Here is a 20,235-nt window from a genome sequence, read left to right on the forward strand (position 1 = left end):
TCGCAAAGCTCCTGATGGTCAACGACCGCGCGCGATGCGGGCCTGCCAGAGCATAAGAAGCGGCACGACCCCCAGTTCCATCACCAGACCCAGCTGATGCCCCGGGGAAGGCGCGCCGATCGTCCCCCAGGACAGCAGCCGCGCCAGTCCGCCCCCCACCACCAGCAGGCCGAGCAGGCGAAACCGCGCGCCCTTGCCTTCGATGCCGGGAACGCAGGTGGTGAAGGCGAGCCCGAGGGCAAAGAAGATGCCCGAGACATAACGGAACTGGCTGTCCAGGTCGGTCGGGATCACGGGCGCATGGCCCAGCCAGCCGGGGCCGCGCACGATGCTGATCCCGCCGATGGTCAGCGGCACCAGACAGGCGATGGCGACCACGGCCTGCAAGGCACGTCGCTCGGTCGGGGTGACGCTCAATCCAGGATTTCCTTGCGGACATGGATCGCACGCAGCGAGATGCGGACCTCGACCATGAAAGCGACCAGGCACATGGTCAGCAGGCAGACCGAGAGGATGAAGGCCAGTGCGATCCAGGTGCCGATATGGAATTTGCCGAGATTGGCGATGAACAGCACGGCGATGACGATACAGGCCATCACCGCGCTCGACACCGACAGGAACAGCGCGGCGTTGATGATCGACATGCGCCGGTCGAGCAGCCGCAGTTCCCATTTGTGGCGGGCCAGTTCGGGGCCGTCATCGATCTTGTGGATCAGCATCTCCAGCCCGCGCGCCCGGTCGATCACCCGTGCCAGCCGCCCGGCCAGCACGTTCAGCAACTGCCCGATCGCGGCGAGCAGGAAGACCGGGGCCAGCGACAGCTGGATGGTCTGGGCGATGGTGGCGACGGCGGGAAGGGTGGGCATGGTCGGAAATGGTGGCCTTTCGGGTCGGGCGGGGCAAGGGAGAAGTGGATCAATCATCCTCCCCGGCACGGGGAGGGGGACCACCCGCAGGGTGGTGGAGGGGGCGTGCGACGGAGCGAAGCCCTTGCCGAAGCCCCCCTCCGTCAGGCCTGCGGCCTGCCACCTCCCCGCGAGCGAGGAGGATCACACCGGCGCGGCGTCGGCTCCGGCGCCATAATGGTGCCATGTAAAGATCGCGAGCGCGCTACGGTGCGGACGAAAGGCCTCTGCCAGTTCGCGAACCCGCTTTTCCGATGGCCGCGCGTCATGGCCCAGGATGCGCCCCATCTCGATCTGCACGGCGAGGTCGCCCGCGGGCCAGATATCGGTGCGGCCTTCGGCGAACAGCAGATAGACCTCCGCAGACCAGCGGCCGATGCCCTTGACCGCGACCAGCTTGGCGATCGCGTCCTCGTCATCCTCGGGCAGGGCGGACAGGTTCAGACGACCGCTCGTCACTTCCTCGGCCAGGCTGCGCAGATACCCCGCCTTTTGCCGCGAGATGCCTGCACCGCGCAGTTCCTCGTCGGTGACGCCGTGAAGTCGCGTCGGATCGCTCGCATCGCCGAGCAGCTCGTTCAGCCGCCGCCAATGCGCATCGGCCGAGGCGACCGACACCTGCTGGCCCAATATGGTGCGCACCAGCGTGGCATAGCCGCGCGCCCGGATGCGCGGCGCGGGGTAGCCGATCCGGTCCAGCGCGGCGGCGATGGCGGGCTCGACGGCGGCGAGCGCGTCCATGCTTTCGCGAATCTGTTCGGCGCTCAGCCCCATGATGCTTGATCCGCGCGTTCAGGCCCGGCAGAGGCGCTTTCAATATCAGGGCCGACAAGGAGAATGGACATGCCCAAGCTTATCGTCGTGACCCGCGACGGGGAAGAACGCGAAATCGACGGCGAGGCCGGTCTGTCGGTGATGGAAGTCATCCGGGATGCCGGTGTCGACGAATTGCTGGCGCTGTGCGGCGGCTGCTGTTCGTGCGCGACCTGCCATGTGCATGTCGACCCGGCCTTTGCCGACACGCTGCCCGCGCTCGGCCCGGATGAGGACGACCTGCTCGATTCGACCAGCGACCGCGACGCAACCTCGCGCCTGTCGTGCCAGCTGCCCTTCGGCGCGGCGCAGGACGGGATGCGGGTGCGGATCGCGGCGGAGGACTGACGGCGCATTGCGTCGGAACGTCGGAGGCGGGGTTTCGGCCCCGCCTCTTTTTTTGCGCGCAGAGGCGCGGAGGGCGCGGAGGTGGTGTCCTGTCGGGTGGCGATGCGGTTTACCCGAAAGATTTTTTCGCGCGGAGACGCGGAGGCGCGGAGATGTCCGGCGTCGGGCGAGCGGAGTCGGCCATCACGACCGGCAGACTTTTGCGGCGGCTGGCGAGGATGGAGAGGCCTTGCGGCCAGATACACCATCTCCGCGCCTCCGCGTCTCCGCGCGAACCTTCATCCCATAGCCTTCGACTTCGCTCAGGCTGAACGGAGGACGGGGATGGTGGCCATCAGGACAAACAGCCGTTCACGCTGAGCGAAGTCGAAGCGCACGTCCCGCCCTTCGCCCCGCGCAAAAAAGGCGGCAGGGACCGGCCCCGCCGCCCGGAAGATCACCGCGCCGCCACCGCGTACAGCGCGATTGCCGCCGCGTTGGAGACGTTCAGGCTCTCCACCTTCGGGCTGATCGGCAGCTTGGCGAGTTCGTCGCAATGCGCTTCGGTATTCTGGCGCATGCCCTCGCCCTCGGCGCCCAGCACGATGCAGATGCGCTGCGTGCCCATCGCCTGGGCCAGCGTCTGGTTGGCATGGCCGGTCAGGCCGATTCGCCAGAACCCGGCTTCCGCGATCTCCTCCAGCGCGCGGGCCAGGTTCACCACGCGCACCCACGGCACCGTCTCCAGCGCGCCGCTGGCCGAGCGTGCGACCGTGCCCGATTCGGGCGGCGCGTGCCGGTCCTGGGTCACGATGCCCACCGCGTCGAACGCGGCGGCCGAGCGCAGGATCGCGCCGACATTGTGCGGGTCGGTCACCTGGTCCAGCACGACCAGCGGTCGCTGGTTATCCTGTACCTCGTGCAGCAGATCGCCCAGCCAGATATCCTCCAGCGGATCGACCTCAGCCACCAGGCCCTGATGCGGCGCGTCGGCGGGCACCAGTCGGCCCAGATCGGCGACATCGGCAAAGGTGACCGGCAGGACCGGCGGCAGGTCGAGCGCGGCCAGCGCCTCGCGCGTGCCCCAGATCTTGCGCACCGTCCGGTTCGGGTTGGCGAGCGCCGCCGTCACCGCATGCCGTCCCCAGAAACGGGGGCGGTTGGATGAAGCCTGGCTGGGGCGATGTCCTCGGCGTGCCATCAGTCGTCGTTGTCCGTAAAATCAAAGGGTCTGGTCGTCGCCGGTTGCGTCGGCACCGGCGGGCGCGGCAATGCCTTGTCCGCATTCGCCGCCGCGAGCAAGACCCCGGCGAGCACGACCGACGCCTGGCGCATGTCGTCGGCCTTCAGATGGTCGAAGGTATCGGCCGAGCTGTGATGCGTGCGGCTGCCATAATCCAGCGGGTCCTGGATGAACTGGAAGCCCTGTACCCCGACCGCCTGCATGAAGACATGGTCGGTGCCGCCCGTCGTCCGCTGCACGACGTTCCCGGCACCCATCGCCGCATAGGGCGACAGCCATTCCTTCAGGATCGGCACCACCGCCGGATTGTTTTCGGCATAGATCCCGCGCAGCTTGCCCGAACCATTGTCGATGTTGAAATAGGCCGCCAGGTCGCCGTAGCCCGGCTTGGGCGTGATCGGCCAGCGATTGGTCCAGCCATAATAGCGCTTCAGGCCCGACTGCGGCGCATCGTCGGGTCGCCCGCGCGACGCCAGATGCTGCTCGACATAGGCCATGGAGCCGAGGATGCCCTGCTCCTCGCCCGACCAGAGCGCGAAACGGATGGTGCGCCTCGGCCGCTGGCCGGTGGCGGCCAGGATGCGCGCGGCCTCCATCACCATGGCGCTGCCCGCCGCATTGTCGGTCGCGCCGTCACCCGCGACCCAGCTGTCGAGATGCGCGCCCGCCATCACATAGCCCGCCTTGGGGTCGGTGCCGGGGATTTCGGCGATGATGTTGTACGCGTTGACGTCGCTGTCATCATAGCGAACGTCGCTCAGCACCTCGATCGTCGGGGCGGGGCCGGTCCTGGTCAGGCGGGCGAGGCGGCGATAATCCTCGGCGGCCAGTTCGATGCCGGGGACGGCGGGCGTTTCGCCGCGCCCGAACAGATAGCCCTCGCCGTGGACCAGCTTGCCGTCGCGATAGCTCTGCGTGACATAGGCCACCGCGCCCTCGGCCTTCAGGAAGGCGTCGAGCTTCTGCGCGAAGTCCAGCCGCTTCATCCGGCGGTCGGCGCTCTCGGGATCATGCTCGGGCTGGACATAGACGTCGAGCTTGGCGATGTCCTCGCCGGTCAGGCGGCGGAAGGGGGCGCTGGTCTGCTCGTCGCCGGTGCCGGGCATCGACACCATGACGATCTTGCCGCGCAGCTGTCCGCGCCACTTGTCGAAGTCGCGTTCGCGCTTCATCGGCGCGACGATGACGGGGGCGGTCACCGCACCGTTCGTGCCGGGCGTCCAGGCGATGGGGATGGCGGTCAGCTGTAGCGGGCGGGGCGACACCATGCGCACGCTGGCGCGCTCGATCGACCAGCCGCGCCCGAACGCGAAGCCTTCCTTATGGACGTTCTTCAGGCCCCATTTGGCGAACTGTTCCGCGGTCCAGCCCTCCGCAGTGCGCATCGCCGGGCTGTTGGTCATGCGCGGGCCGATCACGTCGGTCAGATGCTGCACGGTCTGCATGACCTGGCTGTGGTTCATGCCCTCGTCGATCAGCCGGTTGGCAGCATTACGGTCCTGCGCGCCCGCCATGGCGGCGGGCAACAACGCGGCCGCCGCGACCGCGGCGAGCAAGGATGGGCGCATCATGATATTTCCCCCGGTGTCTCTTGAATGGGTCAAAGGCTATGTCCCGATTGCGCGACATGCAAGCAACCCGATCAGGCATGGCCGACGAAAAATCGTGCAAATCGGCGTTGACAGGCCGGCCGAGCTTCGGCATTGGGCGCGCCTCGCTCCGATGGAGTGACACCCCGGAAGGGTGGCCGAGTGGTTAAAGGCAGCAGACTGTAAATCTGCCCGCGTGAGCGTACACTGGTTCGAATCCAGTCCCTTCCACCATCCCCGCCAATCGGCTAGGGTCGATCAGCGGCGCTGGACCTGAGCGGGTATAGCACAATGGTAGTGCAGCAGCCTTCCAAGCTGAATACACGGGTTCGATTCCCGTTACCCGCTCCATCCTCCGACATATTCGGCATGTGCGAGTGGTATATTATTTCGCCGCATAGCGCTTGACCCCCATGGCAAAGCGGGTCACTCGAGTCTCATTCCCGAATGAGAAAGAATCCCACCTGATGGCATCGGTCAATTTCGACATCCCCCACTCTCTGGGTCATGCCGAAGCCCGGCGCCGGATCGAGCAGGGGCTCCCCAAGCTGGAAGCGAAAATCCCCGGTGGCGGCCAGGTGTCGTCCGAATGGCCTGCCGAGGATCGCCTGATCCTGACCATCATCGCCATGGGCCAGACGGTGAAGGCTGATATGGAGATCGCCGACACCGCGCTTCGTGGAACGGTGGCGATCCCGATGATGCTGTCGATGATGGCCGGGCCGATCGGCGAGTTCGTGAAGACCAGCGCCGAAAAGATGCTGAGCAAGGCGTAAGCCTGCGTAATCCTTCCTATCGATGGTCGCGACGGGGCAGGTGCCGTGTCGCGACGCCGACCAGCACGGCCGTCGACAACAGGATCGACGAAACGAGCCCGCCGACCGCCAGCAATCCGCCACGGGTGAGGTGCAGCTTCAGCCGCAGCTCGACCGCGCGCCCGGCGGACAGGCGAAGCACGGCCTTCTGGTAAACGGGGTTTCGGCAGGGCGGCGAGGTGGACATGGCGGATCAACGTCCCGATTGCCGGACGGTTCAGCGACGGTCTCCGACCGGCCGAAGCGAAGGCGAGGGCGCGGAACTCGCCACGGCGATGCGACAGGGACTGGCATCCCCGCCCAACCGCTCTTAAGTCCTGACCCATGCTGACCCCCGAACAGGCCCGCGACCGGGCCGCCGATATCGTTGCCCGCGCCCGTGCCGCCGGAGCCGACGCCGCCGACGCGGTCTTTGCCGCCGACGCCGCGCTCGAAGTATCCGTACGCTTGGGCGCCCTGGAGGATGTCGGCCGGTCGGAAAGCGAGGACCTGGGCCTGCGCGTGTTTGTCGGGCGGCGCTCGGCCAGTGTCTCGACCTCGGACCTGTCGGGCGATGCGATGGACCGCGCCGTCGAGCGCGCGGTCGCCATGGCGCGCGAGGCGCCCGAGGATCGTTGGGCCGGGCTCGCGCCCGAGGAACGGCTGTTGCGCGGTGCGCCGCCGATGCTCGACCTGGACGATGGCGGCGAGGTCGCCCCCGAGGCGTTGCGCGCCGCCGCGCTGGAGGCCGAGGAGGCCGCCCGTGCCGTGGCGGGCGTGACCAATTCGGAAGGGGCGGGGGCTTCCGCCTCGCGCGTCGTCTCGGCGCTGGCGACCAGCCATGGCTTCGCGGCGGGCTATGCCGCCACCGGATACGGGCTGTCGGTCAGCGTGGTGGCGGGCGAGGGCGCGAACATGCAGCGCGACTATGCCCATCATGGCGCCCGCCTGCGTCGCCTGCTCGAAAGCCCCGAGGCGATCGGCACGCGCGCGGGCGAGCGGACCGTGGCGCGGCTCAATCCGGCCAAGCTGGCCAGCGGCGCGATGCCGGTCGTCTATGACCCGCGCGTCGGATCGTCGTTGGTCGGCCATCTCGTCTCGGCGATCGCGGGGGCGGCGATCACGCGGCGGACCAGCTTCCTGCTCGACCGTCTGGGCGAGCGGGTGATGGCGGCGGGCATCCGGATCGAGGATGATCCCCACCGCCCGCACGGCCTGCGTTCGCGCCCGTTCGATGGCGAGGGGCTGGCCGTGTCGCCGACCGCCATCGTCGGAGACGGGGTGCTGGAGACCTGGCTGCTCGATTCGGCCTCGGCCCGGCAGCTGGGGCTGGAGCCGACCGGCCATGCCGCACGCGGCACCGGCGGCGGGCCGGGCGTGTCGACCAGCAACCTGTTCATGGCGGCGGGCCGCGTGCCGGTCGACACGCTGATCGCCGACATCGCCGATGGTGTGTACGTCACCGAACTGATCGGCAGCGGCGTGAACCCCGTCACCGGCGACTATAGCCGGGGCGCGGCGGGCTTTCGCATCGTGAACGGGCGGATCGCCGAGCCGGTTGCGGAGTTCACCGTGGCAGGCAATCTGAAGGATATGTTCCTCGGCATGACCCCGGCCAACGACCTGGAATTCCGCTACGGCGTCAATGTGCCGACGCTGCGCATCGATGGAATGACGGTTGCCAGCGGCTGAGCTGATCCCTGCTGTCGTGGCGGCGGCGCGCGAGGCGGCGGCGATGGCGCTCGCCCGCTGGCGCACTGATTTCCGGCAATGGGAAAAGACGCCGGGCAGCCCGGTGTGCGAGGTCGATCTGGATGTCGACCGGATGCTCTATGCCCGGCTCCACGCGCTGATCCCCGATGCGGGCTGGCTGTCCGAGGAGACGGCGGACAAGCCCGACCGGCTGGCGGCTCGGCGCGTCTGGGTGGTCGATCCGATCGACGGCACCCGCGATTATATCCGCGGACGTGAGGGCTGGGCGGTGTCGGTCGCGCTGGTCGAGGACGGTGTGCCGGTGATCGGCGTACTGGCCGCGCCCGCGCGCGGCGAGCTGTGGCTGGCGCAGGCGGGGCATGGCGCGACCCGCAACGGCAGCGCACTCAGCGCGGGCTATTGCCACCAGATGCCCGGAGCGCGCGTGCCCGTGGATGCGCTGCCCAAGGCCGACCGCGATCTGGTCGCGGTGTTCAAGCCCAACTCGATCGCGTTGCGCATCGCCATGGTCGCCGCCGACGAAGCCGATCTCGTCGCGACGCTGCGCTGGGGCAATGAGTGGGACATCGCCGCCGCCGCGCTGATCGCCTCCGAAGCCGGAGCAGGGGTCGCCGATGCCCTGGGCCAGCCTTTGCTCTTCAACAAGCCCGACCCGCGCGCCTTTGGCGTACTGGTGACGGCGCGGGGCCTTCAGGACCCGGCGCTCGAGCGGCTCACGCCGCGTGCGCGCGAGGTCATCGTTCCCGTTACCGGCTGAGCATCTGCTCCACCCATTCGGGCACCAATTGCCCCGCCGGGCCGAGGCGGCTTTCGTCGAACCAGCCGCTCCCCTCCGACCGATCAAGATTCAGCTCCAGCGTCGCCGCGCCATAAGCGCTCGCCATCCGCACGAACCCGGCCGCCGGATAGACCGCGCCCGAGGTGCCGATCGACACGAACAGATCGGCCTTGGCCAGCGCCGCCTCGATCCGCTCCATATGATAGGGAATCTCGCCGAAGAACACGATGTCGGGTCGCAAGCGCGGCGCGGCGCAGGCGGGGCAGGGCGTACCGTGCGGCAGATCGCCCGGCCAGTCGAACCGCTCGCCACAGGCGGCACACAGCGCCTGCTTCAGCGCACCATGCATATGCAGCATCCGCTCTGCCCCCGCCCGCTCGTGCAGGTCGTCGACATTCTGCGTGACGATCAGCAACGCGCCCGGCCATTCCCGGTCCAGCCGCGCCAAAGCCTCATGCGCCGCATTGGGCGCGACACCGGCCAGCGCCGCCCGCCGCAGGTCGTAGAAGCGGTGAACGAGGTCCGGATCCGCGGCGAGCGCCTCGGGCGTGCAGACATCCTCGACCCGATGCCCCTCCCACAGCCTGCCGGGACCACGAAAGGTGGCGATGCCGGACTCGGCGGAGACGCCTGCGCCGGTGAGGATGACGATGTTGCGGATGGGGTGCATGCCCGAATGGCTATCGTGGAAATGGATCGTTCGAAAGGGATGGAATTGTCTTGTCGGGGACGGCGATGGTCCCAGGCGCTCGTTGGATCGGGATGACTTGAGATCGACTCGCCGCTCCCCTGGAGGACAGGGACTCATTCGGGTCAAACCCGTGTCGTCATGCTATGGGCTTTTCTGGACGGTCATTTGTGCGGTCCATGGCGGCAGGCCGGACGGAGGAGAGGCAACAGAGACTGTCAGGGGAACCCTCTCTCGCATCGCTAAATCAATTTCGGGTCGCGGGCGGGTCGGCATCCTCAATCTCCAAATCGTCGAACTCGTACCGGCATTCCATCAGGTTCAGATTGTCCGCTATGCGCTCTAGGGTTTCCCGACCCGTGACAATTGCGTCAATCGGGAAGGCCATTCGCCGCTGAAACTTCTGCCGGTCCAGTATCTCATAGGAGCCGTCAAACGGGTTCTGGTCCATGTGCCCATGTGCCAATTTGTTGCGGTCAGCATTAAGTTTCCGGAGGTGATTAACGTCTAGGTCTCTCAATTCATGCCTGAATGATTGCAGTAACTCAAATATGGTTAGCCTGTTGTCAAAGCTGCCCGCCTGCAGCCTTCCGATCAGCGCGGAATTGCCGCCCAAATGAGTAACGCATTGCCTGATGACTTGGGTAAGCCTGTAATCAACCTCATTGTGCGCGAGCAGGAAGCGGCCAAGCTCCGCCTCATAATCCTTCCTGATTTGCGGGTCGGCCATAGGCCAATCGTCATCGTCCATGCAGCAAAGCTATCCAATTCGTGGGGCGTCGCCAGCGCGTTAAAATGGCGTAGAAGTTCGAATTTCGAATGAGGATTACCAGCGCTTGCCCCATTTGCTACACGGCGCTCATATGTGCAAAATGGATAACCAAGAAAAATACATTATTTCAGCCTATGGGGCGCCATTTTCTCAAACCTTTTTTGGGGCTCATCTCCGTGGGTCTGGCAAGAAAATCACGCTAATCCGATGGACAAGCCGTTGCTGATCGCAAGTTGGACCGCCTCCAGCCAGTTTCCTCCGGCCGCAACCTATGTCAAGGAGCCCGGCGTGACGACCTCCTGCTTCTCATTCATCGGAGCCCCCGCATGACCGCCATCGGTATCTATGGCAGCGCCGGTCGCATGGGCCGTGCCATCGCCGACCTGATCGAGGGCGAGGGCGCGACGCTGGCGGGCGGGTGCGATTCGCGCGACGATCCGGATGCGCTGGCCAAGTCGGCGGACGTGCTGGTCGACTTCTCGATTGCGGGCGCGCTCGACGTGCATCTGGCGGCGGCGCGGGCGGCGCGCACGCCCATCGTGATCGGCACCACCGGCCTGTCTCCCGCGCAGCACGCCGCGATCGATGCCGCCGCGACGGAGATCGCGGTGCTCCAGACCGGCAACACCTCGCTCGGCATCACGCTGCTCGCCAATCTGGTGCGCGAGGCGGCGGCGCGGCTGGGCACCGACTGGGATATCGAGATCACCGAGATGCACCACCGGCACAAGGTCGACGCGCCCTCGGGCACCGCCTTGCTGCTGGGCGAGGCGGCGGCGGCGGGGCGGGGGCATAGCCTGTCCGAGCTGCGTGTCGATGGCCGCGCCGGGCTGGTCGGTGCGCGGACCGAGGGTACGATCGGCATGGCGGCGCTGCGTGGCGGCTCGGTGATCGGCGACCATGAGGTGATCTTCGCGGGCGAGGGCGAGCGGCTGACGCTCGGCCATTTCGCGCAGGACCGGACGATCTTCGCGCGCGGGGCCGTGCGCGCCGCGCTGTGGCTCGCGGGGCAGGTGCCGGGCCGCTATCGCATGGGCGACGTGCTGGGTCTGTAAGCGCCCATGAAGAAGGCCGATATCGTCGAATTCTATCGCCGGCTGGCGGAGGCGAACCCGCATCCCGAAACCGAGCTGGAATATCGCAATCCCTATACGCTGGTCGTCGCGGTCGCGCTGTCGGCGCAGGCGACCGATATCGGCGTCAACAAGGCGACCCGCGCCCTGTTCGCCAAGGTCGATACGCCGCAGAAGATGCTGGAACTGGGCGAAGAGGGGCTCAAGCAGCACATCAAGACGATCGGCCTGTTCAACACCAAGGCCAAGAACGTCATCGCGCTGTCGCAGATGCTGGTCGACGACTATGGCGGCGAAGTGCCCGAGGATCGCGCCGCGCTCGAGCGCCTGCCCGGCGTCGGGCGCAAGACCGCCAATGTGGTGCTCAACACCGCCTTCGGGCAGGAGACCTTCGCGGTCGACACGCATATCTTCCGCGTGTGCAACCGCATCGGCCTGGCCAAGGGCAAGACGGTGCTGGCGGTCGAGCTGAAGCTGGACAAGGCGACCCCTGCGCCATTCCGGCTCCATGCGCATCACTGGCTGATCCTGCATGGTCGCTATATCTGCAAGGCCAGGCGGCCCGAATGCTGGCGCTGTCCGGTCGAGGACCTGTGCGCCTATCGCCCCAAGACCCCGGCCCCCGTTGCCAGGAACGGAAAAGCAGCCGCCGCATAAAAAGGACTGGCGCGGGGTGCCCCGCGATGCTAGTCGGCCAGCCCACGCACCCGTAGCTCAGCTGGATAGAGCGCTGCCCTCCGAAGGCAGAGGCCACAGGTTCGAATCCTGTCGGGTGCGCCATTTTCTAAAAATTCTCCAGTAAAATCAATATCTTCTGATTTTAGGGCGATTTTTGTAACACATTTCGCACCACATTTTGCGCACATGCGCGGCTTGCGACACGGTTTCTGCGACTGTATCTCTTGCGCATGGCAATCATCCTTCGCGGCTCGACATATCATCTCAGGAAGCGCGTCCCCCTTCGTTTTCGCTCGATCGAGGTGCGCGAGCATGTCGCCGTATCGCTGCATACCGACTCGCAGAAACTCGCCGTTCGCAAAGCCGATGAAATATGGACTCAGTTGGTCGAAGGGTGGGAGTCAGCCCTTCGCGGCGACAACGGCGGTGCTCAAGCCCGATACGATGCTGCGAAGAACATAGCCGATCATCGCGGGTTTTCGTTCGTCGCCGCCCCTGCTCTTGCAGCGGGACCGATTGAGGAGATTGTGAAACGCGCCCTTAATGTTCCCGAAAACCGCGACGGGAGCGCGAACCAGCGTATCGGCAATGCCGTGCTAGGTGGCGTGGAAGAACCGGCTATCAGGATCGAAAAGGCGCTTGAGGTCTTTTGGGAACATGAGGCCGATAAGGAACGCGGCAAGAGTGCTGATCAGATTCGCAAATGGCGAAACCCCAAAATCAAAGCCATCAAAAACTTAGTTGCCCAAATCGGCAATAAGGAAATCTCTGCCATCACGCGAGCCGACATGGTGAAGTTTCGCGATTGGTGGCGTGACCGGATGCTGCAAGAAAACTTAGTTGCCAATTCCGCCAACAAGGACTCGATCCACGTCGGTCACGTTCTGCGAACCGCGAATTCCCGGCTCGGTCTCGGTCTCGACGATCACTTGAACAAAATTCTGGCTGACCTGTCTTTCAAAGACGAACGGGGTGATGAGCGCGAGCGGCCACCATTTTCCGACAAATGGATACGCGAGGTTATCCTCAAAGACGGTGCGCTGGATGGCCTTAATGTCGAAGCCCGCTGCATCCTTCTGGCGATGATCAACACTGGCGCGAGGCCATCGGAGATAGCAGGGCTGCTGCCTGAGCATATCCGTCTCGCCGACAAGGTGCCGCATATCTCGATTGAGCCTGTCGGCAGGCAATTGAAGAACCAGCAATCGAAGCGGATTATTCCGCTCACCGGCATATCGCTGAAAGCCTTCAAGGAATGCCCGAAGGGGTTTCCGTCCTATCGCGGCAAGGATACGTTCTCAGCGACGATCAACAAATTCATGCGCGAAAACGGCTTGATGGAGTCGGACCAGCACGTTCTCTATTCGCTGCGACACGCCTTTGAAGATCGCATGATCGCTGCTGAATTTGACGACAGGATGAGGCGGCAACTGTTCGGCCATAAGCTGGACCGCGAGAAGTATGGCAAAGGGCCGACGCTCGAACTCATGCACGAGAAGCTGAAAGCGATTGCGATCTAAACGAGGTCGCGGATTTCCCGGCGCTGGCGAGCGATCTTCTGGATTGGCGTTTCGCGCCGTCCTGCCATAGCCTGATATTCATCGTCCAATCGCTCGAAAACCGGCGCAAGCAGGGGATTGGCTTCCGCTAACTCGGCAACGATGCGACGTGCCTTTTTCAGTTCTTCGAGTGTTACGGCCATCTCCGATTCCCTTCTTTGCCCTCAAAGATAAGCCCCCGGCAGCCGTGACGCCACCGGAGGCTTCAATCATGGTAAAGGCCGATCAGGTCAGCTTGACGTGAACCGTGGCGCTGTCTGCGGCTGCAACGGTCACGGCAACGCCGATCTGCGGTTCGGTATCAACCGACGTGACCAGCTTGTCGCCAGCGTCATAGAAGACGGGATCGCCGATTTCGAACGCTTCGGCTGCCACCTTCGGCAGTTCGAACACGCCTTCGGTGACGAACACGAGGTCAGCCCCTTCGGCGGCGTTGATGCTGGCAATGCCGTGAAGCTCGCCGATGATGACGACATCGCCGCTGAGGGTGTTGGCGGGTGCCGGGACGGTCAGATTGACGCCCTGTTGAATGAAGTTCTTCATGATCAGAGTCCTTTCGAGGTCTGAAAGCGGATGGTGGATGCTGACTTGCGGTGAGCGGCGGCAATGGCTCGCTCCAATGCTGCCAGGGCGGATTTCAACTCGGTCTGGCTGCGGAACTCGATTTCCTCGCCATTGGCATCCCTCAGCCTGCGGGTGCCGCTATAGACGGCCCTTTCGAGCCGACCACGATACGCCTGTAGTTCGATCAGGCTCGCCATGATCAGACGCCCGGATTCTTGTAGGCACCGCGCCAGTCGGACCAGCCGCAACCGAAGTCGAGGAAGGCCCTGTAACGGATTCCCAAAGTGTCGAAGTTCTCAGTCCGCTGAATCTGGACTCCCTGAGCACTCGACAGATAGGCCATCTGCAACACCGGCAGGCGCGACGGTTCGGCAAACACGAACCAACGCTTGTCAGAGATACGCGGCTCGACAAGCAGGGTGAGCTTCTGAGCGAACGGGTTGCCGCTGGCGATGTCGGCGGCATAGATCGCGGCAAGCACAAGCTCAGCAGCCGTTTCCATCTCGGGACCGACAACCAGATACTTCGGCGCGGCTCCGACGATCGTCTTGCCGTCCAGCCCCTTCACGACGCGCATGGACTTGCGGGCGAAGTCGAGGGTCGCGACGGACAGGTCGCCGCCAGCCCCCGCGAGGTTGCCACGGCTGGCATGGAACACGGCCTTATTGTCGGAGAGCTTGTGCTCATCGATCAGAAGGCCCGCCAGCTTGTTCGAGACGGTCGCGGCGGCGGCATCGGCAAGGGCTGCCGTCATGTCGCCAAGCAGGTTCGCATCGTCGTCGATGAGGAGCTTACGGGAGACGTTCAAGCCAGCGGCATAGGTGCCAAGGCTCAACGTCTCGCCGTTCTCGGTGCGGCCCGTATGCTGGATTTCGCCATCCTCGGCCAGCGGCTTCAATTCGCCAAGCTCACCGGCACGGATCGAGGTGGACGCCTTGAAGTTCGGCAAGGTGCGCTTGCGGACCAGCGGCATGAGACCGGACGCGGCGGCATTGAACCGTTCGAGGGCGATCTTGTTGGCGACGTTCGAGACGATCAGCGGGAAATCCGAAGTCGTCATCGACGCGGCCCGCTGGAAAATCTCGTCGGTGCTGAGGCCGCGAACCGATACGCCAGCCCGTTCGAGCGAGGCGACAGCGAGGTCGCGGAAAGACATCTCGGCATACTGGCGAGCGTCTTCCGGCAGTTCGCCACCGGAAGCCCGGAAAGCGAGCGCGTCAGTCTGGCGACGGACCAGCGCGGCGGGATCATCGTTGGCGGCAACCGTGCGGATGCGCGTCTGCTGGCTGCGGCCCTGCATATGTGCAAGAGCGGCGGCGCGAGCGGTTTCGAGGGTTGCACCGGAGTCGATCTGATCTTCGGCCCATCCGCGAGTGAGGCCAGCCAGTTCGGCAAGGCTGCGAATCTGCTGCTGTTCGGCTTCCGGCGCGATGGTGAGTTCTTCGTGTTCAGGCATGTTTGCGGCCCTCCTTCGGGCATTAGGGTCAGCGCCCAAAGGCACAAGGCTGACTTCGGTGAGCACCCATTCCGTGGCGGTGCGGGTGCGGGACATTCCCGACAGGGAATCTGTGAAATTGAGGATGCGATAGCCGACAGAGAACCGGCTTGCCGTGCCGTCCTTCACGCGCTGGACAATCGGCTGCACGTCGTCGGCGGTCGAAAAGCGAAGGTCGGCAAGCACCTGATCGCCTTCGAGGCGGATATTCTTGGCGATGCCGATGACGTTGCGGATGCTGCCCTGCGCATGGCCGTCGAGAAGCGGGACTTCCTCCTCGGAACGGAAACCGGCAGGCGCGAGCACTTCCCCATAGATGCCCTTGGCGTCACGACGCGGGACGGGCGTGGCCGTGGCGATGACTGCGGTGATCGTCATGGCGTCGGAGTCGAACTGACCGGCCACCGTGGCGGCGCGGGCGAGCATCACCGGCAGATGGCCGTGAATAGCGTTTTCGCCGATGGTCACGTCGTCCTTCTCGTGCCGCTCCCATTCGGGCGGCTTGCGTCCGATGCGCTGATTAGTCGTCTTCGGCATTCGCGTTCTCCTTATTGGCCGGTGCGGACGATTGCGCGAAGGACAGGCCGAGTCGGGTGGCGCGGTCGCGATCTGCGGCGATTTCCGCATCGAGCTTTTCGATATTGAACCCCAGTGAGGCGACAGCCTGCCTGCGGCTCATGAGGCCAGCGGCGATCATGGCGGCGGTGCCTTCGGCATCCTTCTTGGGGTCGATCCAAGGCATTGCCGGGAAGAACCATTCGACGGCAGCCGCATCGTCACCGGCTTCGATCGTGCCATTGAGGTCAGCCAGGGCGAGCCAACGCCGATAGACGGGCGTGAACAGCTTCGGGACGAGAAGCGTGAACTGGATGGCTTCGAGGTGCTGCCGGAACTGCACAAGCGCGGTACGGGCGCTCGAATAGTTGACGTTGCGCATGTCGCCGCTGAGAAGGAATTCCGGCACCTGCATGCCCGCCGCAATCAATCGTATGCTATGAGATGCAAAATCGACGCTCTGTTGCATTTGAGCGGGATTGGAGAAGGTGACGCTGTAACCGGACGGCAGGACGCGCATGGTTCCCGGTTCAAGCGAGATGTCCATTGCGGTCGCGGATTGCAGGCCATCGGCGAAGGCCGTGCCGGTCCCATTGAGGTCTTGGACAAAGCCGCACATCATCGCCTGTATCTTGGCCGATACCAGCAAGGCGTCGTGAAGCTGCGACAGTTCGTTGAGCGGCAGGACGACAGGCGCATACCACGACAGGCCGCGATGTTGACCAGCGCCAGCGCGGCGAAACAGATGAATGACATCTTCGGCAGGGATGCGGACAGGCGTCTGGCTGGACGGGAAGATGTCGGTCAGCCGCGTCTTGAAAATGTGGTAGGCGACGATTTCATCGCTGGCATTGAATTCGACGCCGTTGGCGATATAGCCACCCCCGGCAAGCTCGACAGTCATGGACTCATCAAGCTGTTCGGCGGGGATATGCTGCAAGCGCAACTCGCCATCGTCATCGGTTCGCATGACCACGATGGCCTCACCGTCTGTCACGAGCGCGTCGATAATCTCGGCCTGCAACTCGGCGAACTGCGAGGCGATGGCCCATGCCGTGAACGCCTCATCGATCGTCGAACGGGTGCCAGCGTCCGAATGCTGGCTTGCGGCTGTCACGCCATATCCGACAAGGCCGGTGCGATAGATGGCGGCGGCATTGGCTGCCAGCGGATCGTTGTGGCGAAGATGGCGAGCGCGGCCACGGACGCGGGCTGCACCGCCTGCCACCTCGGCAGCCATCGGGCCGAAGGCGGGCGTGTTTGACCAACGCTTGCCGGAAGTCGCTTCCAACATGCGCTGGCTCTGAGGCTTGGACTGCCTTGCTTTGAAGAAATCGAATAGTCCCACGAGTCCAACTCCCGGCCTTGGCGAACGGGTATCGGACGAACTGATTCCATCTGTTGAATCGAAGCCCGCCGCCAAGCTGATCAGCGTTAAGCCGGGAGTTGGACTAGGTTCACGGCTGCATGGGCTATAAATCGCTTATCTGCAATCAGGAGTCAAGTTATTGATAATGCTTGTAAAATCGTATTTTACAATGAAGAAAGAGCTTGCGGCAAATCGGCGGGGGGGTGTAGTGTCCGATTGCTCCACGTTAGTTCCATAGGGGTTGTACGTGGCTAAGGCCGGTCTCTTTGCGGGGGACCGGCCTTTTCCGTTCACGAATTCATCGCGAAGTCTGAGCTATTCCATTCGACGCCAGCGCAATCGCAAGCCCGCTTGAGCCAAGCCTCGGTTTCTTGCGCGGAATTGTTGGTTCCGTACCACCAGATTTCAGACAGCTTCGCTGAATATTTTTCAGACAGGCCCTCAGAGTCGAACAAGTCTGCGGGGTTGCGAGCAACAATGCGTTTTGTCCCCGGCTTTACCTTGGAAAGAGATTCTAGCGTCCCCGGCTTATGCTCTTCTAACGCCTTCAACCCTTCCGCAAGCAAGTCCTTTAGAGAATATGCTTTGACCTCTCTGCCGAAGGCGACAAGTTCATACTCGCCCCGCTTCCTTGATGCTTTTGGGGTTTCGACGATGGCGAGCGGAACGCGCCCTTCGACGTTCGTCACTTCCTCGGTAGCAAAATCGATAGTCGCAATTTGCTTGAAGGTATCGTTTTCAAGGGAAAGCGTCGTTGAATTCATCACACGGACATTCAACGACTTTTGCGGATCGGCGGCTTGCAGAAGGGAAACCAGTTTGAAAGTCGGGATATATGAGACAGTTGCCATTTCGTCGTCCTCACAATTGCGATGGTCCCCTTATAGCAACTAACTTATGAGGAGTAAATGCCTTATAAGGAAGAAATCTAGCGATTTAAGTAGGAGGATTTGAACACGGTCTGCACCTGCTTCGGTGCGGCTGCCGTCGATAGCTCATCTTCACGACGATCGAGGTTCATGGTCACGAGCGTCCGCGCTGCGATGGCATAGACGGTCGCGTCCAGCGTTTCGGCCCGCTTGCCGGGGATGCGCTCGAACCGGCGCACCGGCTGTCCCTTGAAGTATCGGACCACCTTCCGCTCTGAGGTCAGTTGCTCGAAATAGATCGGTTCGAGGTCGGCTGAGAACCGCACGGAATTGCCGCGAGCGAGGCGGGTGAAAAGCTGGCTCTTGAGGCCGTCCACGCCGATCAGGAACAGCGGCGCTCCCTTCGTCGTGGACCGCTGCAAATTCGCCCTGGCGAAGCCGGGGACGCCCTTTCCTGCGACGATGCGCCGGGAGAACCGCGAGCGGGTGAAGCTAGTCACGATGTCGGTATGCCCGCCGTCGCCGCTATCGATCACGGCAGCGTCGACTCGAAGGGTGCCGCCGTTCGGGTGCTTCCACGTCGAACGCAAGGCGTCCTCAAGCTCCTGCCACGTCGTTTCCGCGTCTATGGCTCCCCAGATGACGGAATGAGCGAGGACGAACGTCTGGCCCTCCTTGCCGTGGCCGACGAACACGAGTTCGAGCCGGTCGTCTTGGCAGTCCACACCCACCGTCACAAGCAGGCAGTCGTGCGGCATGGCCGCAAGGCCGAACGGCTCCCGCTTCCCGGCAAGCTCCCCTTCGTCCAATTCGTCGGCGACTTCCCGCCACGGCTGCCCCAGTGTCAGGTTGACGAATGTCTGCAACGTCGCCGGATCGTCCTTCGCCGCCAGAAACTCGGCAGCCAGCTTGCCCCATGCTGCGTTGCTGTGAGGCGACACGAGGGCGTTGACGCGGAAACCCGCATGGCCCTTCACGTCGGGCGCTGTGGCCCGCCAGCGGCCCTTGGCGACCATGCTGGCCTTGTACCGTTCGGCGATCAGCGAGCCGCAATGAGGGCAGGCATAGGCGGCAGTTTCCGGCTGCCCTTCATCCCAATGGATTTGCGACCATTGGATTTCGTTGAAGTCCCCGCATTCCGGGCAAGGCACCTCGAAGATGCGTTGATCGGACTGGGCATAGAGCTTGCTGATAGGACCATGGTCAAAGACAGGGGTCGAACCGGCCAGAATCTTCCGGTCGCGGAAGGTGAGCGTTCGCATCGTCGCCAGTTCGATAGGATCGCCCTCTTGGCTCACCTCGAACCCGTCGATTTCATCCATGACCAGCACCTTCGCGGCATGGCGGCGCAAATTGCGCGGGGATTTCGCGGCGACCAGCTTCAACGATCCACCGGGAAACTTCCGGCTGAGGAGAGTCGAGCGGCCCGTTTCGTCGTTCTCGGCAGCGAGAAGGCCGCGCAAGGCCGGACTGGCTTCAAACGTGCCTTCGATGTCGGTGACGGCATAATCCCGACAGTCGTCTTGCGTCGGCAGGACGGTGAGGATGTTCGAGGGCGAGTTAGAGACGAACGCGGCGACCGTTCCGGTGAGAAGCGTCGTCCAGCCGACGCGGGCCGACTTGATGACGCTGATTTTCGAGATGGCCGGATCGTCAATCGCATCGCAGATGCCGCGCTGATACTCGAACAGGCGAATGCGGCCCGGAAGCGCCGAAACGGTCTGCGGCAGATAGACGTTCGACTCGATCCAATCAGCCAGGGCGATCTTCGGCGGCGGGCGAAGCGATCTGAGGGCGGCGCGACGGACAAGCGCAATCGGATATTCGGTCATGACAGGTCTTCCCCTGCGAGCGTTTCGAGGGTAGCCCGGATTTCAGCGTCGATTTCGGCAATGTCGTGAACGGTCAATCCGGGCAGACGGGTGCCGATGCGCGACGATACCGCGAGGAGCGAGGCGCGAAGATCGCGAAGCACGGACTCCCATTCGCGTTGCACGTCGGCGGCAGGCAGCATCTCGCGGCGGGCGAGCGCGTTTTGCAATTCGATCTTGTCGGCCTGTTCGGTCGCCAGCCGGACCTTCGCTGTTTCAAGTTCGCTGTCGCGCTTGCGGGAAAACTCGACATAGCGCCGGATGGAATCGCGAGTGTCGAATTTGCCCGCGTCGTTTCTCGGAAGGACGTGCTTTGTCGCGAGGGTGTGAATTGTGCGCTCGACAACGCCAAACAGTTTCGCCAGTTCGGCAGCACTCAATTCTTCCGCGATAGCGCCGGAACGGAAGTTGTCGTTTTCCGGCTCGCCAGCAAGTTCGAGGATTTCAGCGCGACGATTTCTCATTGTCTGATTCCGATTCTAAAATTTTTGTATGTGTTGATGGGCTGCGCTCGATGTCCCCCGCATCGGCCACCCACCGGGAAGAACCTATGCCGGTTGACCGTGATACGGATTGACAC

General features: G+C 63.8%; 23 protein-coding genes and 3 tRNA genes. 10 read left to right on the forward strand and 16 right to left on the reverse strand.

All coding sequences use genetic code 11. From position 1 onward, the window contains the following. Positions 1-18: 18 nt before the first annotated feature. The 3 genes from SP5_RS03420 to SP5_RS03430 form a co-directional block, all read right to left on the reverse strand. Entirely contained in the window at positions 19-417 is a 399-nt protein-coding gene (locus SP5_RS03420) for a DUF4345 domain-containing protein (protein ID WP_042484109.1), read from the reverse strand. Then, complete coding sequence (locus tag SP5_RS03425; protein WP_042484111.1) at positions 414-866, reverse strand: DUF2721 domain-containing protein; 453 nt, start codon at positions 864-866, stop codon at positions 414-416. Before SP5_RS03425 ends, SP5_RS03420 begins: the two co-directional genes overlap by 4 nt. Before the next feature lie 183 nt (positions 867-1,049). Further along, a complete protein-coding gene (locus tag SP5_RS03430; RefSeq protein WP_042484114.1) occupies positions 1,050-1,679 on the reverse strand; it encodes a DNA-3-methyladenine glycosylase family protein in 630 nt (209 codons plus the stop codon). A gap of 69 nt (positions 1,680-1,748) precedes the next feature. On the opposite strand from SP5_RS03430, the gene SP5_RS03435 reads away from it, so the two are divergent. Continuing rightward, entirely contained in the window at positions 1,749-2,066 is a 318-nt protein-coding gene (locus SP5_RS03435) for a 2Fe-2S iron-sulfur cluster-binding protein (protein WP_042484328.1), read from the forward strand. A gap of 436 nt (positions 2,067-2,502) precedes the next feature. On the opposite strand, the gene rlmB is transcribed toward SP5_RS03435, so the two are convergent. Further along, on the reverse strand, positions 2,503-3,246 hold the full coding sequence (gene rlmB, locus SP5_RS03440) for a 23S rRNA (guanosine(2251)-2'-O)-methyltransferase RlmB (protein ID WP_042484117.1): 744 nt from the start codon (positions 3,244-3,246) through the stop codon (positions 2,503-2,505). Continuing rightward, on the reverse strand, positions 3,246-4,856 hold the full coding sequence (locus SP5_RS03445; RefSeq protein ID WP_042484332.1) for a M20/M25/M40 family metallo-hydrolase: 1,611 nt from the start codon (positions 4,854-4,856) through the stop codon (positions 3,246-3,248). The genes rlmB and SP5_RS03445 overlap by 1 nt, the downstream gene beginning before the upstream one ends. A gap of 169 nt (positions 4,857-5,025) precedes the next feature. Here SP5_RS03445 and SP5_RS03450 point away from each other — a divergent pair. The 3 genes from SP5_RS03450 to SP5_RS03460 all read left to right on the forward strand — a co-directional run bounded on the left by SP5_RS03450 (position 5,026) and on the right by SP5_RS03460 (position 5,653). Next, positions 5,026-5,111, forward strand: a tRNA-Tyr gene (locus tag SP5_RS03450). A gap of 43 nt (positions 5,112-5,154) precedes the next feature. Next, positions 5,155-5,228, forward strand: a tRNA-Gly gene (locus tag SP5_RS03455). Between the two features lie 116 nt (positions 5,229-5,344). Continuing rightward, positions 5,345-5,653, forward strand: coding sequence for a polyhydroxyalkanoic acid system family protein (locus SP5_RS03460; protein WP_042484120.1), 309 nt, complete (start codon positions 5,345-5,347; stop codon positions 5,651-5,653). A 16-nt stretch (positions 5,654-5,669) separates the two neighbouring features. Here SP5_RS03460 and SP5_RS03465 read toward each other — a convergent pair whose 3' ends face one another. Continuing rightward, the gene (locus tag SP5_RS03465; RefSeq protein ID WP_217995676.1) at positions 5,670-5,834 is read right to left on the reverse strand and encodes a hypothetical protein; all 165 of its coding nucleotides are present in this window, start codon (positions 5,832-5,834) and stop codon (positions 5,670-5,672) included. Between the two features lie 182 nt (positions 5,835-6,016). Between SP5_RS03465 and SP5_RS03470 the strand changes: the two genes are divergently transcribed. Together SP5_RS03470 and SP5_RS03475 are read left to right on the forward strand one after the other, a co-directional pair. After that, positions 6,017-7,363 carry a TldD/PmbA family protein gene (locus SP5_RS03470; RefSeq protein ID WP_042484125.1) on the forward strand — a complete coding sequence of 449 codons (1,347 nt, stop codon included), beginning with the start codon at positions 6,017-6,019 and terminating at the stop codon, positions 7,361-7,363. Beyond that, entirely contained in the window at positions 7,350-8,141 is a 792-nt protein-coding gene (locus tag SP5_RS03475) for a 3'(2'),5'-bisphosphate nucleotidase CysQ (protein WP_042484127.1), read from the forward strand. The genes SP5_RS03470 and SP5_RS03475 overlap by 14 nt, the downstream gene beginning before the upstream one ends. On the opposite strand, the gene SP5_RS03480 is transcribed toward SP5_RS03475, so the two are convergent. Further along, positions 8,131-8,832 carry an NAD-dependent deacylase gene (locus SP5_RS03480; RefSeq protein ID WP_042484130.1) on the reverse strand — a complete coding sequence of 234 codons (702 nt, stop codon included), beginning with the start codon at positions 8,830-8,832 and terminating at the stop codon, positions 8,131-8,133. The genes SP5_RS03475 and SP5_RS03480 overlap by 11 nt on opposite strands. Positions 8,833-9,097: 265 nt before the next feature. Beyond that, complete coding sequence (locus SP5_RS03485) at positions 9,098-9,601, reverse strand: hypothetical protein (RefSeq protein WP_042484132.1); 504 nt, start codon at positions 9,599-9,601, stop codon at positions 9,098-9,100. A 347-nt stretch (positions 9,602-9,948) separates the two neighbouring features. On the opposite strand from SP5_RS03485, the gene dapB reads away from it, so the two are divergent. The 4 genes from dapB to SP5_RS03505 all read left to right on the forward strand — a co-directional run bounded on the left by dapB (position 9,949) and on the right by SP5_RS03505 (position 12,893). Beyond that, the gene (dapB, locus tag SP5_RS03490) at positions 9,949-10,677 is read left to right on the forward strand and encodes a 4-hydroxy-tetrahydrodipicolinate reductase (RefSeq protein WP_042484135.1); all 729 of its coding nucleotides are present in this window, start codon (positions 9,949-9,951) and stop codon (positions 10,675-10,677) included. A 6-nt stretch (positions 10,678-10,683) separates the two neighbouring features. Further along, positions 10,684-11,352, forward strand: a complete 669-nt coding sequence (gene nth, locus SP5_RS03495; RefSeq protein ID WP_042484138.1) for an endonuclease III — start codon at positions 10,684-10,686, stop codon at positions 11,350-11,352. A gap of 46 nt (positions 11,353-11,398) precedes the next feature. Continuing rightward, positions 11,399-11,475: transfer RNA gene (locus SP5_RS03500), tRNA-Arg, on the forward strand. A gap of 128 nt (positions 11,476-11,603) precedes the next feature. Continuing rightward, positions 11,604-12,893, forward strand: a complete 1,290-nt coding sequence (locus SP5_RS03505; RefSeq protein WP_042484140.1) for a tyrosine-type recombinase/integrase — start codon at positions 11,604-11,606, stop codon at positions 12,891-12,893. Here SP5_RS03505 and SP5_RS03510 read toward each other — a convergent pair. The 8 genes from SP5_RS03510 to SP5_RS03545 form a co-directional block, all read right to left on the reverse strand. Next, positions 12,890-13,075, reverse strand: a complete 186-nt coding sequence (locus SP5_RS03510) for a hypothetical protein (protein WP_042484143.1) — start codon at positions 13,073-13,075, stop codon at positions 12,890-12,892. The two genes, SP5_RS03505 and SP5_RS03510, sit on opposite strands and share 4 nt — an antisense overlap. An 82-nt stretch (positions 13,076-13,157) precedes the next feature. Beyond that, positions 13,158-13,475, reverse strand: coding sequence for a DUF2190 family protein (locus SP5_RS03515; protein ID WP_042484145.1), 318 nt, complete (start codon positions 13,473-13,475; stop codon positions 13,158-13,160). A 2-nt stretch (positions 13,476-13,477) separates the two neighbouring features. Next, positions 13,478-13,693 carry a phage head-tail joining protein gene (locus SP5_RS03520; protein WP_042484148.1) on the reverse strand — a complete coding sequence of 72 codons (216 nt, stop codon included), beginning with the start codon at positions 13,691-13,693 and terminating at the stop codon, positions 13,478-13,480. A gap of 2 nt (positions 13,694-13,695) precedes the next feature. Next, positions 13,696-15,528 carry a prohead protease/major capsid protein fusion protein gene (locus SP5_RS03525; RefSeq protein ID WP_052811387.1) on the reverse strand — a complete coding sequence of 611 codons (1,833 nt, stop codon included), beginning with the start codon at positions 15,526-15,528 and terminating at the stop codon, positions 13,696-13,698. Then, positions 15,512-16,894, reverse strand: coding sequence for a phage portal protein (locus SP5_RS03530; protein WP_042484151.1), 1,383 nt, complete (start codon positions 16,892-16,894; stop codon positions 15,512-15,514). The genes SP5_RS03525 and SP5_RS03530 overlap by 17 nt, the downstream gene beginning before the upstream one ends. Before the next feature lie 311 nt (positions 16,895-17,205). Next, positions 17,206-17,766 carry a hypothetical protein gene (locus SP5_RS03535; protein WP_042484153.1) on the reverse strand — a complete coding sequence of 187 codons (561 nt, stop codon included), beginning with the start codon at positions 17,764-17,766 and terminating at the stop codon, positions 17,206-17,208. Between the two features lie 77 nt (positions 17,767-17,843). Then, a complete protein-coding gene (locus SP5_RS03540; protein ID WP_042484156.1) occupies positions 17,844-19,616 on the reverse strand; it encodes a phage terminase large subunit family protein in 1,773 nt (590 codons plus the stop codon). Further along, a complete protein-coding gene (locus SP5_RS03545; protein ID WP_052811389.1) occupies positions 19,613-20,119 on the reverse strand; it encodes a hypothetical protein in 507 nt (168 codons plus the stop codon). The genes SP5_RS03540 and SP5_RS03545 overlap by 4 nt, the downstream gene beginning before the upstream one ends. Positions 20,120-20,235 lie beyond the last annotated feature (116 nt).

It is taken from the genome of Sphingomonas parapaucimobilis NBRC 15100 (assembly GCF_000787715.1).
Lineage (GTDB): Bacteria > Pseudomonadota > Alphaproteobacteria > Sphingomonadales > Sphingomonadaceae > Sphingomonas > Sphingomonas parapaucimobilis.